Source organism: Virgibacillus sp. L01 (assembly GCF_052246775.1).
Lineage (GTDB): Bacteria > Bacillota > Bacilli > Bacillales > Amphibacillaceae > Lentibacillus.
On the sequence record NZ_JBQQCP010000001.1, the window covers coordinates 300902 to 315212 of the forward strand.

Here is a 14311-nt window from a genome sequence, read left to right on the forward strand (position 1 = left end):
TTAGAAAACCTGTCATTCACCAATCTTTTGTGGTGAATGTCAATGTTGTATTTACTCAGTATAAAGGATTTATACACTTAAGCCGCCCACGAAAGCGAAGTGTATTTCCGAAGCGGTTAAATAGCACACTCGAACATTTTTTACTTGCAGTTAATATTAGCTCCCTAGATAGATTCATTCTACTCGTAAATGCTCGCTGCGAACAATAAAAACCTACATAAAGAACCTTCATTATTAAGCAGCTACACTCGATTCATTTGGTATTTTCTGCCCCCACACCCTGTTTAGAATAAAGGCAAGTATAACTAGCGTGATAAGCCCTACAATAATAGAGAGAACTGCAGAACCTGTTATCCCGGCAACCAAAAATGAGACTATACCGGAAATCCCAGCTGTTATCGCATAAGGGATTTGCGTATTTACGTGATCAATATGGTCACTTGCAGATCCAGCTGAAGACAGGATAGTAGTATCAGAAATTGGTGAACAATGATCACCAAATATCCCTCCACTTAGAACTGCTGCGATTGCTAAGTACATGGAAAGATCCATCGAATCAGCAATCGGCATTGCGATTGGAACCATGATAGCAAATGTTCCATATGAAGTACCTGTTGTGAAAGCAACAATTGCACCAATAACAAACAATAATACCGGGATTATCGCTGGCGATGCTGTTTGTTCCGCAAAGTCAACAATATATGCTGCTGTTCCCAGTTCAGAAGTTACACTTCCAATTGACCATGCCAACGTCAGTATAATATATACAAGCATCATACTTCTAAAGCCACTTACATAGATAGACATAGCTTCTTTAAAAGAGAAAAGTTTTTGCTGCATGCCCATAATAAGTGCTACAATTCCTGCAGAAAAAGCTGCAATTAATATTGATTTCCCGCCATCAGCTTCCCCTACTGCCGCAACAAAGTCTTTTTCCGGAAATCCACCTGTCCATAAGAATAGTGGTGGAATCAATCCAATAAGCACTACAATTGGAACAATCATGTTTCGCTTCTTAGGTGTATGACCTTCAACCAATTTTACATCATCAGCCATTTTATCCTCTGATGGTGGTTCAGCACCCTTACGAATCACTTCGCCAGTTGTACGTGCACGGTATTCAGCTTTTGCCATTGGACCATAATCCCATTTCATGAAGACAATAATCGCCACAAGGGCAAGTGCTAATATTGAGTAGAAGTTGAACGGTATCGTGAAAATATATGTCATATACTCTGAACCTGTCATACCAAGCTCTACAAACTGCGCACCGATAAGCCCCATAACAAAAACAACCCAAGTTGATACAGGCGCTAACAGACACATTGGTGCAGAAGTAGAATCAACTATATAAGCAAGCTTTTCTCTTGATACACGCATTTTATCCGTTACCGATCGCATAACACTTCCTACTGTAAGAGCGTTAAAATAGTCCTCAAAGAAAATAATGATACCAAATAGAAACGTTGAACTTTGTGCTCCTCTTGGCGTTTTCACCTTTTTGGAAATGGAATGTGCAATAGCGTGAGCACCGCCTGTTTTCTGCAAAAAAGCGATTAGTACTCCAAACAGTCCACAATAAATTAAAACAGTTGCACTCCACTCACTCCCTACATTAGGAATGATAAAATCGCCAAAACTTGCATACAATCCCATTAATGGATTCCAGTCATGCATCATCGTCGCACCAAGCCAGACACCAGCAAATAATGCAGGTATTACATTTCGGGTGATCAAAGCCAGGACAATTGCGATAACCGGGGGCAATAGCGAAAGTATTCCAAACTCCATGTTCTCATCTCCTTTCAAATTTGAATAAAGTACTACCTATTAAAACATATTAATGCTCATACAATAATATTTCTTTATCATACTAAAAAAGTCCTGCAAATTAGTCCTAAAAAATTCAGATTTTTTTAACACCTTCAAAAAAATAAAAGCGAACCCATTAATAAGGCTCGCTAATATTAACCCTTTAACTAAACAATTATGTTCTTTAAACAGAACGAAAAAGCTAAAAAAATTACCCTTCTTCATGTTCAGCTTGTAAAAATCCTCTAATCTCTTCAATGGTTAAACCCGCTTCCTTTGCATCCTGCACTAATGCAACCCATTCCTCATCAAGCGCAATCATAAACTGATCATTCATTTCGTTTCCCCCATATAATCATGTTTATGTAAATTCAAAAAGTTGCTCTGTTTACAAATTCCCATGCCGACTTTAAAAGTATATAAAACAACAATACAAAAAAAAATTAAAATGTGAAAGTATACCCAAGTATACAAATGTGACTTTTGTTCTATCGACCCCCACCTCTTTCTTTAGAAAACTTGGCTTATCGCCAAGCCTTAGTTGCACTTATGCAGTAAGAAAGTATTTATACTTTCTTATCTGCTAAAAAACCGGCAATAGGAATTGTTTTATACTTTCTTACTACCGAAAAAAGCCACCCCAACCGTTACCAGTTAGGGTGACCTTCGCATGACTGATTTAAAAAAATACTTATTTGTTGTCAGACATGCTTGATTCGGCGATTTTGATCATTCGTTTAACCATCTCGCCACCCACTGATCCGTTTTCGCGTGCAGTTGTGTCCGCTCCTGGCTGAACACCAAACTCACTTGCAATTTCCTCTTTCATACGATCCATTGCATTATCCGCGCCCGGCACTAACAAATCATTACGATTATTGTTACCTGCCATAACTGATCACTCCTCGTGGGATTTTGAACAGTCGATAACCTGTTCAGTGTTATTTTTTGATAACCTATTAAATTTTATCCATGTTAAAAATTGCATTAGAAAAACTTGGCTTATCGCCAAGATGGTGAAAGCCTTAGCTTTCTTATCTGCTAAATAAAGGAAGCCCCACATCATGGACTTCCTTAATCATATTTGTTAAATTTTTCTATTAACATTTCTTATTGTGCTGCCATTCCACCATCAATGCGATACTGAGAACCACTGATAAAGCTACTTTATCAGAGGCTAGGAACAGTACTAAGTTTGCAATATCACCGGATTCACCATAGCGGCCCATTGGAATAGCATTTTCCTGTTCTTCTTTTGCCTGTTCGGCATCATCAGGATTAAAGCCTTTTTCCAATGAACGCATCATTCGTGTATTGACTGGTGAAGGATGAATTGAATTAACCCTCACATTGGAACCTGCAACCTCCAATGCGGCTGATTTTGTTAATCCGATAACAGCATGTTTGGAAGCAACGTAAGGTGAAACACCAGGTGATCCCATTAAGCCTGCAACAGAAGAAGTATTAATAATACTGCCGCTCTCCTGTTTTGTCATAATTGGAATCACATGCTTCAAGCCAAGAAAAATACCCTGTACATTTACAGTCAGCACTTTATTAAAGTTTTCAACCTTCTGTTCTGCAATTGGTGCAACTTCTCCTTCTATACCTGCATTATTGAAAAACACATCTATACTGCCAAAATTCTCTACTGTTTTAGTAACATAATTCTTCACTTCATCTTCATTCGTTACGTCAGCCTTGACTGTCATAACATCACCATATTGTTCAAGGTCCGACTTCACATTATCAAGTGCATCCTGCTTCATATCAACTAGCGATACCTTTGCACCCTCGTTTAAAAAGTATTTTACCAATACCTCCAGCATCGCCGGTAATTATTGCTGTTTTTCCTTCTAATACTGCATTGCACAATAGGTCATATAGCATATACCCAAATAATCTAGCCCTTATGAAAGAAAGTTAAACATATTTACACAAAATGATGTCATCCTATGCTAAAATGCGATATATATTAGAATACTTGGCTGCGCCTTAATTGCATTTAAGCAGTAAAGGAATTATCTTTTCTTAGCTGTCAAAACTTATAAGGAGATGTACATGACATACAAACTATTATTTCTCGATATTGATGGTACTATTTTAAAGCCGGATCATACGTACACTGAAGCCACAAGGAATGCTATAGCAAAAGTAAAAGAACAAGGTATTGAGGTATTCCTTGCAACAGGTCGTCCATTGCATGAGATAGATAAATTAGCAAAAGAACTAAATATTCATTCCTATATCGGATACAACGGTGCATTTGCAGTTCATCATGATAAGACGGTTGTAAATGAACCGATGGACAAAAACACTGTTGAAAAATTTCTGGATATAGCTGCAAAAAATGATCATGAACTGGTGCTTTACACAAGGGATACAAGTTACTATACAACACTAACTAGACCACTTGTCACCAATTTCATTGATACGTTTCAGATGCACAAAAATGAACTTTTCAAAAGGGAAAAAAGCGATCAAATATTAGGAGCAACACTAATGAACTTATCTCCATCACAGCCTGCACTATATGAATTAGGGGCTAATATTCATTTATCTCCAGTTCATGTAGCTGGCGCTGAACATTGCTATGATATTATTCGTAAAAACGTTAACAAAGGAATTGCCGTTGATAAAGTGCTTAATCTGCTGGATATTCCACGTGAACAAGCGATTGCTTTTGGTGATGGTATGAACGATAAAGAAATGCTGCAAGCTGTCGGGGAAGGATTTGCCATGGGAAATGCACCTGAAGAACTTTTCCAATTTGCCAAAAATAAAACAACGGCAGTCTCAGATGAGGGAATAGTTAATGGACTAAAGAAATTAGGTCTAACTATTTAGCAAAATGGCAGGATTAGGCTCCAAGCCCAATCCTGCCATTTTTTATGGACAAACTCGCCCAACCTGTCCATCCTCCAGTCGTACTTTAATTCCGTGTGGATGATAACTTGAATTGGTCAAGAGACCCTTTACAACACCAGCTGTACGCACACCACTCCGCTGATCTTTCTTTAAAATAACTTCTACCGCTAATCCTGGATAGATATTCTTCCGATGTCTGCCGTCAATTGTCATATATTTAGTCCTTTCCTATTGAAAACTTCCTCCTAGAATAGTTTATCAAAATCATTCAAAAATATATACATTGATCTTTAAGAGGCTTCCTTCTTGCCGGTCCTGCTTCTCACAGCATCTACAGAAACATTTTCTGGTTCTGCAATATCCTTTATGAGTTTTCTAGAAGAAATTCAGATGTGTATGACATTAGGCATTCGCAGAACCTTCTCCACCCTCTTCGATCATTGTTTGATAAATATCATCCATTGACCATGTTTTACCTTTTTCATCTTTATAAACAACATGTTCACGTTTGAAATGGACTGGTGAATCCAGCCCAGATGCAGCAGCAACTCGGAATAAGCCCTTTCGCATTGTAATTACATAATTCGCTGTACGGTGTTTTTTTTCATTAATTACCAGGGCTTTTTGCATATCAGGGTCTGTCGTCGCCACCCCAACAGGGCACATATTTGATGCACATTGAAGCGTTTGAATACAGCCAACTGTTATCATAAAGCCCCGTGCAATATTGACAAGATCTGCCCCCATTGCAAGCGCCATTGCAACCCTGTCCGGTGAGATTAACTTTCCCGCAGCAATAATTTTAACAGTATTACGAACGCCATATTTCTTTAGCGCATTATCAACAAGAGGCAGTGCAGATCTTATCGGTAAACCCACACTATCTGTTAACTCCTGATAAGACGCACCAGTTCCGCCCTCACCACCATCTACCGTTATAAAATCAGGTCCTTTACCTGTATCACTAATTTGTTTTGCTAGTTCGTTTGCTTCAATCTGGCTCCCGATAACAACCTTCATTCCAACAGGGACCCCTGTATGTTCTCTTATCCGCTCAATGAAATCAAATAACGAGGGCATATCACTGAATTCCGGAAAGCGATTTGGACTGTCAATTGACTTGAATGGTTCAACCATACGGATTCTGGCAATCTCTTCATTAACTTTCTCAGCATCAACATGTCCGCCACGCGTCTTTGCACCTTGCGCCAGTTTTACTTCAAAAGCTTTTACTTCCGGAATCTTGCTTTTTTCAAGTAACTCATCCCAATTAAAATTACCGTCACGATCTCTTACGCCAAACATTCCGGGACCAATCTGCATAATAAGATCAACGCCCCCTTTTAGATGGTAATCGGAAAGCCCCCCTTCCCCGGTATTCATCCAGGTGCCTTTTGCCATACCCAGACCTTCAGAAAGTGCAGTAATCGCCCTGTCCCCTAAGGAACCATAGCTCATTGCCGACATACCAATTTGCCCTCTTAGCTTAAATGGATACTCACATTGATCACCTATAACAATTGTATCTTTTTCATCAAGCAGGTACACGGACGATTCATGCTTCTCTAATTTTTCCACTCTTTGTGCAAACATGGGTTCCCTGATAAGCAGATAACGATTTGTTGTCACTTTTGTTTTTTGATCCATTTTTAATTCCTTCGTGAGCTTTGGAAACATCGAATTCCGTATATAATACCCTTCTGCTTCAAAGTCGCGCTGTGACCCAAAGCCAAAAACATCACGTTTATACTTTGCTTTTCGCACAATATGCTGAAAATCATTACGTGAAAAAGGCTTTCCTTCATTATCATTATTGAAAAAATACTGCCGTAATTCAGGCCCTATACTCTCAAAAAAATACCGCGCCCTCCCCAATAAAGGATAATTACGGAGAACCGGGTGCTGCTTTTGCTTCTGATCAATGTTATATAAATAAATACCTGTCACTACTACTATAATTAAAATAAGAAAGACAACCACAAAGCCAATAATTGTCATGACATTAGCTAAATTCATCCTGCAATTCCACCTTTAATTAAGTGATTATAAAGTTAGGATGTATAGTAGTGACAAATATTATCCAATATAAACATTGAAAAACTTCGAAAACGTCAATTGTACTTATTCAGCAAAGAAAGTATCTATATTTTCTTAACTGTTAGAAAACTTGGTATTCGCCAAGCCTTAATGGCGAATGCCTTAGTTGCACTTATACAGTAAGAAAGAATTTATACTTTCTTAACTGCCAAAAAAGCTTGCCAAAAGCCGAATTGACTTGGCAAGCTCTTTATAATTTCAGTGATTAGTCTCGGACTGTTACATTATATTTACGTAACCAATAATTAATCTGACACAAATGTGCAATCAGCTGCGGACCTTTCATTAATTGGCCGTACCATGGCTCTTTAAACTCTTTCCCTTTACTCTCAACGATAGATTTTACTTTTGTTCGATCTATAAATTCAAATAGCGGCGAATCGGAATCGACTAAAATTTCATTCATCCAGTTAATTACTTGCCTGGTGTATTCGGGCTGAAATGTCTTTGGATATGGACTCTTCTTTCGATACAAAATATCAGCCGGCAGTATACCTTCCATCGCCTTTCGTAAAATACCTTTCTCCCTGCCATCCAAATTCTTCATTTCCCAGGGGATGTTCCATACATATTCTACTAATTTATGATCGGCAAAAGGCACCCTCACTTCCAGACTGGCTCCCATACTCATCCGATCCTTCCGATCCAGTAATTGAGCCATAAACCAGTGCATATTTAAGTAGAATAGTTCCCTGCGCCGTGCATCCTCTGCGTTCTCCCATTCCAGTATCGGCGTCTCATCAATCGTCTCTCTATAACGATTATATACATAGTCTTTGAGATTTAGTTTTGTTTGCCACTCCGGATGAAGCAAATCTATTCTGGAATCCAGCGATTTCATCCATGGAAAACCATCGTCCATAGAAGCAGTTGGCTCATGAAACCAAGGATAACCTCCAAATATTTCGTCTGCACATTCTCCGGATAAGCTCACCGTTGTATGCTGCTTTATTCGCCTGCTGAACCATAACAGTGATGAATCAATATCAGCCATTCCCGGCTGGTCACGTAAATCAACCGCTTCCTTCAATAAACTTGCCAGTTCATTACCTGTCATCACTTCATCATGATGATTAGTTGAGAAGTGATTAACCATTTTTTCAATCCATGGCCGGTCACTTGAGGGCTGAAACCTGCTAGACTCAAAGTATTGATCATTACCTTCATAGTCTACCGAGAAAGTAGATAGCTGCCCTCTGCCATTTTCTTTAAAATAGTCAGATGCAATAGCAGTAATTGCGCTTGAATCTAAGCCACCTGATAGAAATGTTGAAACTGGTACATCCGAAACCAACTGCCGCTGAACAGCATCAACGAATAATTCACGTACTGTTTCAGCAGTTTCTTCTATTGAATCATGATGGGCTTTGCTCTCTAAATTCCAGTACCGCCAAACCTTTAGTCCATCATTAGAATAAACTAACGAATGACCCGCACGCAGTTCATCAATTCCTTTAAATATTCCATGCCCTGGTGTTCTCGATGGACCTAAACCAAATACCTCAGCAAGCCCATTCCGTCCGACTTCCGCCTTCATATCTGGATGCGCCAAAATTGCCTTTAACTCAGATCCAAAAAGAAAATGTCCAGAATTTTCATGGAAAAATAACGGTTTAACCCCCAGTCGATCTCGTGACATAAACAGTTGTTCCTTCTCCTCATCCCACACCCCAAAAGCATAGATTCCATTTAGGTAATCAACGCAATTTTCTTTCCATTCAATATAAGCCGTTAGCAGCACTTCTGTATCTGATGTTGTACTGAAATCATGGCCTCTGTTTCGTAATTCTTTTCGTAAATCTTCTGTATTATATAATTCACCATTATACACAAGCGTGTAAGTAGATCCATCTTTCTTCTTATGCATTGGCTGTATACCACCTGCAATGTCAATAACAGAAAGCCTTTTATGACCGAACGCCACATGCTTATCCACCCAGACCTGTGTATCGTCCGGGCCACGCAATGACAATGTTTCTGTCATCTTAGTCAATGCAGGCCGCTCATTCCAAGCGCTATTATTCCAATTCACCAATCCAGTAATCCCGCACAATTCACTTCATCCTCTCGCAAAATATCAACAGAATAGTATATGCAAGAGTAATAATAAGTATTCCAAGAACAACTTCTAAGTATATGACAAACAAATATAAATAATGTTAGTGAAAAAAGAAAACGAAAATATAACTTAAATATCCACTTTCAAGACGAATAGTAACAGGAAAGGATGTTGAGTACGTTCATTTTCTATTAGGATCTATAAGTAGTTGATATAAAATGCGAATTAACTGCTAGAATAATCTCTAAAAACTCTCGTCCCAGCGTCCGGGGAGTAACTCACCAGAAGTTGGACGTGTTGCAGAAGAAATCAGTGTACAATCCATTCTTTCCGGAGGGAGTCACCGCCCTCTGCTCACCCGGACTAGTGTAGCTGTCACACATTTATTCTATAGCGATTCCTACTCCAGTCACAGTGGAGGAAATACACGTAGACTCCTGTGGTAGCTAAGGCCTAGATGAGACTACGCAGCGACGTAGGAGCATGGAGGCTCATCAGCCGCCCTAGGTGCGCGAAGTGTATTTCCGGAACGGCAAAATGGCGCTCAAGCTTTTTAATAAGTAGTTCGCAGTTCATATCAACTAAGCAACATTAAAAAACCAGACATTCATTCACCAAGCTTTTTGGTGAATGCCTAGTTGGACTTTGACTAAATCACTTTTATCCCTGCCTCAGATGGTTCCTCATTCTATCGTTTTACCTTTCAGAAGCAAAGACTATCCCTGTTTGTCTGCGGGCTTCCTCTGTAATGGAAAGTACATTATAACTTATATTTTTCAGCTCCTGATATTTCTGTTTATTTTCAGTTTCTATAATTCTCTTAAATTGATCAATCTCGAACACCATATTGTTGTCCTGGCTTACAGATTCCAGGGTTACTGGTTCTTTTGATGTTGTTTTAAAAAGCCTTGGGTTATTTATCACCCCAGCATCGTCAAATATTAGTGTCCCCCGCTCGCCCTGAATCTCACAAGCATTATAGGAACTGGATATCTTTGAACACAGAATCGTACAAGTGAAATTAGTATATGTTAAAACTAATGTACCATTACCATCGACACCACTTCTTAATTTAATTGGAAAATATGAAACATCTTCAGGCTCCCCAAACAACGCTATAGCCACAGATAGTGGATAAACGCCCAAATCAACAAGAGCTCCACCGGAAAATTCCGTCGTAAAAATATTTGGATTTTCCCCTTGTAAATACTTATCATAACGTGAAGAGTACTGAATAAGATGCAACGACATACTGCGAACATTTCCGATTTTATCAAGATTATCCTTCAAACTTTTAAAGTTCGGTGAATGAATATTGCGCATTGCCTCAAATAAATACACGCCATTTTCTTCTGCAACTTGATGTGCTTCTTTCAACTCTTTCACATTCGAGAATATCGGCTTCTCACATATAACATGTTTTTGTTTCTTCAAAAATGTAATAGCATGTTCAGCATGCATCGAATTTGGAGATGCTATATAAACACAATCAAATTCACTGCTTTGTGCCATTTGTTCAATGTCTGTAAATACGTTCTTTACATTATGTTTTTCAGCAAACGCATTAGCCTTATCCGAAGTCCTGGAATAAACAGCACTATGTATAAAGTTTTCGGCACTATTCGCCGCATCTATAAATGCATCCGTAATCCACCCTGTACCAATCGTACCAAATCTCATCATCTCATCCTTCCATTGCCTAGTTTATTTAGCGGAACCGGGATCAATTGGCAATTTGCGGTTCCTCATGCCGTTATTTCCTATAAGTAGTATGTTTGAAACACGTTATGTAATCCTCATTCCGCTATTGATTGGATTTTACACAAATGCAATGAACTACATTTAATGTTCCATAAAAGGAGAAGCTACTTCTGCAGAACAGTATCCTTCAGAACTAGGATTCTACAAAAGGAATGTTTACCAAATAAATACCTGTTGTCAGCTAAATTTTTTAATAAGATTTTTTATCCGAAATTTGCTTTACATCCCTTTAAGGTGTCAATATCAATTCCATTCCTTTTTCTGCATTCATCTCAGTCACATGATATCCACCACCGACCCAGTCATTCATTTGGTTGTGGTACCAGTCACTTTTGAAGTGTCCAGCCTGCCCAGGACCTACGATATGATATCCTGTTTCCATATCATTTGTATCAATCACAAACCGCCATGATGCACCATGATCAACAATACCTGTTTCGGCATCATAGCTCGCAGCCATTGGCGTAACACTGCTCCCCCCAACAGAAATTGGATCCTCGTTATTGAAAAAGAATTCCAGTACCGGACTTACATCTGACAAAGGATGATAAAACTGAACCTTATGGTAGTCGCCCCATTTCCATTCTGACGGTTCGTCTCCATGCTCTCCTGAAAGTTTATCCATTGTATTTTCAAGTGACACGCTTAGTACTTCCATAATACCGCCATTATCCTCAATCCATACTGAATCATTCCCTTTACGCAGAAGTTCATCGGTTGTTTGCCCACGGCTGCCAAATAACTCCATGACATCTTCAGGAATTTCACCATCATATAAAATAGCTTCAATTTCATCCAGCCAATAATGGAAGATTAGTGGCTGCGCTGCATCAACATTATCCCTGTAATCCCATTCCAAAAGCAGTTCTAATGCCTTTTGCGCATCATCCGTTAATTCCACACTATCTAACGTTTCTGCAAACATTGGTACAAACTCCCGTGCCTGTAAATTCATCTTATCCATCTGCAATGCCTGCATATCTTTAACCGTTAGATTATCACCTTCTGCAAGTACTTCAGAAATCCGTTCATACCGATACGGCTGTGCCCAAACATTACTGATATGATAAGGATATTCATCACCGATTATTTTATTGTTTGCAGTCGCAATGAACCCTTTTTCAGGATTAACAACTGTTGGTAATTCATCAAATGGAATATATCCTTTCCAGTTATTCTCTTTTTCCCATCCTTCCAGCGGTAATTGTGCATCATCGCCATTTTCATAAATAGGAATGTTTCCATTTGCCTTATAAGCAATTGTTCCATTCTTTGATGCAAACACAAAGTTTTGTGCCGGAGACAGGAATTTTTCCAGCCCTTTCTCAAATTCTGTCCAATCAGATGCACGGTTTATTTCCAGAATAGCCTCAAGCTCTGTTGTCGCTTCCAAAGCCGTCCACCTTAATGACATAACTGTATCCTTCATTTTTTCATTGGCATGTTCTGAAATAATCGGCCCATGACGTGTCTCGACAACCTCGTAATCTATCGTTTCGCCATCTTTAACTTTGATTGGTTCATCAATTACTTCAGCTTTTTCCCAATTATCCTCATACAAAAATTCATTCGGGTTGTCAGGATTTCTTTTTTCCAGATAAAGCTGCTGGACATCTGGACCAGTGTTCGTAACGCCCCAGGCAATCTCCTCATTATGACCTAATATAATCCCGGGAACACCAGCGAAAATAACGCCGCTCACACTCACGTCAGGTGACTCCAATTGCATCTGATACCAAATCGATGGTGTTGCAAGGCCTAAGTGCGGATCATTAGCTAATAACGGCTGGCCAGACTTGGACTTTTCGCCACTTACAACCCAGTTATTGCTCCCATTAAAAGCATGTGGAATAACTGCATTTTTAAAACTTGCTGCGACATCAACTTCATCCTTACCTATGATTGTCGGCTTATTTTCAGGATAAGTTGGAAATAACTCATACGCCTTTTCTTCAGCAAAGTTGTTCAGTGCAAAATAGTTAAAGGCTTGGCGCTCCCAATGTCCACCAAGGTCAAATGCCATATATTTTCCAATTGTCAATGAATCAATCGCCCTCCATTCGGCTGGCTCAGATCCCATAAGTGTAAACTCGACTGGCAAACTATTTTCTTCTTTTGCTTGTTTAATATATGCGTTCACACCATCGGAAAACCACTGTAAGACCTGCTTGCTTTCATCCGAATAGATATCATACGATTCCTTGGCTGCGCGCCTTAATCCAAGCGAACGAAAGTATTTATCATGATCAATTGCCGCTTCGCCAACAATCTCACTTAACGTCCCAGATGCCTGCCTGCGCGACATTTCCATCTGGAACATTCTGTTTTGTGCCTGTATGTATCCTTGGGCCATGTAAAGATCATGATTATTTTCCGCCTTAATATGCGGGACACCATCCCCGTCTGTTATCACTGTTACTTCACTTTCCAATGATGGTAACTGTATTGTCCCTTCAGTCTGTGCTAGTGACTTATTTATGTATCCGTTTACAAAAATGAATAAACTAAGCCCTATTGCCAGCAATACTCCGAGACTGATAAGAATTATTTTTTTCTTATTTCTCTTTTTCTTTTGTGGCTCCAGAATAACTTCCTGTGTTTGCAATGACATAGCCCCCTTGTTCTTAACTATTACTATATATTTATTCGATACATAACGACAAAAGTCCTGCAAATAAACTAAATATGTAACGACGGAAGGTCTCTAGTCATTTAAAACTTTCCAAGTCCTGATCAGCCCATCAGTAATAGCCTGAACCACTTCCGAATCCGTATCATATTTTGTATGCGAGAGCGGATTCCAGCTTGTCAGCCAGCCACCAGCATCTACATTAACATCCTTCGTCACTGCTTGATTATATTCACCGTTCAACCCCTTCAGCGGGTATGCTAAAATATCATCTTTATCATAAAAATTCAGCCACTCTCCTTTTAACCCTGGGTAAAGTCTCTCCAATCCAATTGCAGGAACAGTAATCGGTGATCCAAAATCAATATATCGCATCGACCATAATGCCATTGGGCTTCCCATCGTATAAAAAAGGGTTAACGTCTCACATTGCTCAATGGGTGTCTGGTTGGTACACCGCTTCGTTTCAGCACCCATATTTTCTCGCCTGTATTGTAAATCGTAAAAATAATTACTAGCAACTACAGTCCCAAGACTATGGCTGATGACACAAAGTGGTGCATTTTTTCCAGCCCGTTCCTTTAATCCTTGAATTGCCTTCGCAACAAGCGTATGAACCTTATCATAGTTTTGCCCTCCCGAACTGGTAGGCTGGTACGCAACTGCATCAGATAAAAAATCAATTACAAAACGTCGCATCCGATTATAATCCAGGTCCTGATTTGATTGCAGTTTTTTCCAAAGTTCCTCCTGATCACCTGCAAAAATAGCTGACCAGAATACAGGCTCAAACTCCAACTCTGTACTTTCAACCCCCGATTTTTTCTCAAATCTATTCGAAATACGTTTAACCATTTTTTCTGCAAACTGCTTATCCGGTGTTCCTGCTCCATGCAAAATTAATACAGCAATTTTTTGGGTCATACGTCCCCTCCTGTAATTACCTAGTAATCTAATAAACACGACAGACTTTAATTACAAACAATATATCCCATCTTCACTATAAAAACAATCTCTTATTTGTAATCAAAACGCAACGAAATTGTAAGATTATTACCGTTTTAAAAAGGTTATATGTCTTTTAA

The 14311-nt window shown here is 39.1% G+C and carries 11 protein-coding genes; 1 reads left to right on the top strand and 10 read right to left on the bottom strand.

From position 1 onward, the window contains the following. Window positions 1-234 precede the first annotated feature (234 nt). From ACTWQM_RS01405 to ACTWQM_RS01420, 4 genes are all read right to left on the bottom strand, one after another. Complete coding sequence (locus ACTWQM_RS01405; RefSeq protein WP_443256381.1) at window positions 235-1791, bottom strand: Na+/H+ antiporter NhaC family protein; 1557 nt, start codon at window positions 1789-1791, stop codon at window positions 235-237. 232 nt (window positions 1792-2023) lie between these two features. Further along, entirely contained in the window at window positions 2024-2149 is a 126-nt protein-coding gene (locus ACTWQM_RS01410; protein ID WP_443256382.1) for an anti-repressor SinI family protein, read from the bottom strand. 354 nt (window positions 2150-2503) lie between these two features. Next, window positions 2504-2704 carry a small, acid-soluble spore protein, alpha/beta type gene (locus tag ACTWQM_RS01415; RefSeq protein ID WP_443256383.1) on the bottom strand — a complete coding sequence of 67 codons (201 nt, stop codon included), beginning with the start codon at window positions 2702-2704 and terminating at the stop codon, window positions 2504-2506. 208 nt (window positions 2705-2912) lie between these two features. Then, window positions 2913-3641: an SDR family NAD(P)-dependent oxidoreductase gene (locus tag ACTWQM_RS01420; RefSeq protein WP_443256384.1), complete on the bottom strand. Its 729-nt coding sequence runs from the start codon at window positions 3639-3641 to the stop codon at window positions 2913-2915. A 232-nt stretch (window positions 3642-3873) separates the two neighbouring features. On the opposite strand from ACTWQM_RS01420, the gene ACTWQM_RS01425 reads away from it, so the two are divergent. After that, a complete protein-coding gene (locus tag ACTWQM_RS01425) occupies window positions 3874-4659 on the top strand; it encodes an HAD family hydrolase (protein ID WP_443256385.1) in 786 nt (261 codons plus the stop codon). Window positions 4660-4701: 42 nt separating this feature from the next. Here the strand turns inward: ACTWQM_RS01425 and ACTWQM_RS01430 are convergent, their stop codons facing one another. From ACTWQM_RS01430 to ACTWQM_RS01455, 6 genes are all read right to left on the bottom strand, one after another. After that, complete coding sequence (locus ACTWQM_RS01430) at window positions 4702-4893, bottom strand: YwbE family protein (RefSeq protein WP_443256386.1); 192 nt, start codon at window positions 4891-4893, stop codon at window positions 4702-4704. Window positions 4894-5082: 189 nt separating this feature from the next. Next, window positions 5083-6696: an FMN-binding glutamate synthase family protein gene (locus ACTWQM_RS01435; protein WP_443256387.1), complete on the bottom strand. Its 1614-nt coding sequence runs from the start codon at window positions 6694-6696 to the stop codon at window positions 5083-5085. 286 nt (window positions 6697-6982) lie between these two features. Further along, window positions 6983-8830, bottom strand: coding sequence for an asparagine synthase (glutamine-hydrolyzing) (gene asnB / locus ACTWQM_RS01440; RefSeq protein WP_443256388.1), 1848 nt, complete (start codon window positions 8828-8830; stop codon window positions 6983-6985). A 702-nt stretch (window positions 8831-9532) separates the two neighbouring features. Next, the gene (locus ACTWQM_RS01445) at window positions 9533-10519 is read right to left on the bottom strand and encodes a Gfo/Idh/MocA family protein (RefSeq protein ID WP_443256389.1); all 987 of its coding nucleotides are present in this window, start codon (window positions 10517-10519) and stop codon (window positions 9533-9535) included. A 307-nt stretch (window positions 10520-10826) separates the two neighbouring features. Then, the gene (locus ACTWQM_RS01450) at window positions 10827-13208 is read right to left on the bottom strand and encodes a penicillin acylase family protein (protein WP_443256390.1); all 2382 of its coding nucleotides are present in this window, start codon (window positions 13206-13208) and stop codon (window positions 10827-10829) included. 93 nt (window positions 13209-13301) lie between these two features. Next, complete coding sequence (locus ACTWQM_RS01455; protein ID WP_443256391.1) at window positions 13302-14150, bottom strand: chemotaxis protein; 849 nt, start codon at window positions 14148-14150, stop codon at window positions 13302-13304. Between the last annotated feature and the right edge of the window lie 161 nt (window positions 14151-14311).

Excerpts from the sequence above, each read along its gene's own strand:
- ACTWQM_RS01425 (WP_443256385.1), top strand. The coding sequence starts at position 3,874 with ATGACATACAAACTATTATTTCTCGATATTGATGGTACTATTTTAAAG.
- ACTWQM_RS01420 (WP_443256384.1), bottom strand. The coding sequence starts at position 3,641 with ATGCTGGAGGTATTGGTAAAATACTTTTTAAACGAGGGTGCAAAGGTA.
- ACTWQM_RS01430 (WP_443256386.1), bottom strand. The coding sequence starts at position 4,893 with ATGACAATTGACGGCAGACATCGGAAGAATATCTATCCAGGATTAGCG.
- ACTWQM_RS01445 (WP_443256389.1), bottom strand. The coding sequence starts at position 10,519 with ATGATGAGATTTGGTACGATTGGTACAGGGTGGATTACGGATGCATTT.
- ACTWQM_RS01405 (WP_443256381.1), bottom strand. The coding sequence starts at position 1,791 with ATGGAGTTTGGAATACTTTCGCTATTGCCCCCGGTTATCGCAATTGTC.
- ACTWQM_RS01415 (WP_443256383.1), bottom strand. The coding sequence starts at position 2,704 with ATGGCAGGTAACAATAATCGTAATGATTTGTTAGTGCCGGGCGCGGAT.
- ACTWQM_RS01455 (WP_443256391.1), bottom strand. The coding sequence starts at position 14,150 with ATGACCCAAAAAATTGCTGTATTAATTTTGCATGGAGCAGGAACACCG.
- ACTWQM_RS01450 (WP_443256390.1), bottom strand. The coding sequence starts at position 13,208 with ATGTCATTGCAAACACAGGAAGTTATTCTGGAGCCACAAAAGAAAAAG.
- ACTWQM_RS01435 (WP_443256387.1), bottom strand. The coding sequence starts at position 6,696 with ATGAATTTAGCTAATGTCATGACAATTATTGGCTTTGTGGTTGTCTTT.
- ACTWQM_RS01410 (WP_443256382.1), bottom strand. The coding sequence starts at position 2,149 with ATGAATGATCAGTTTATGATTGCGCTTGATGAGGAATGGGTTGCATTA.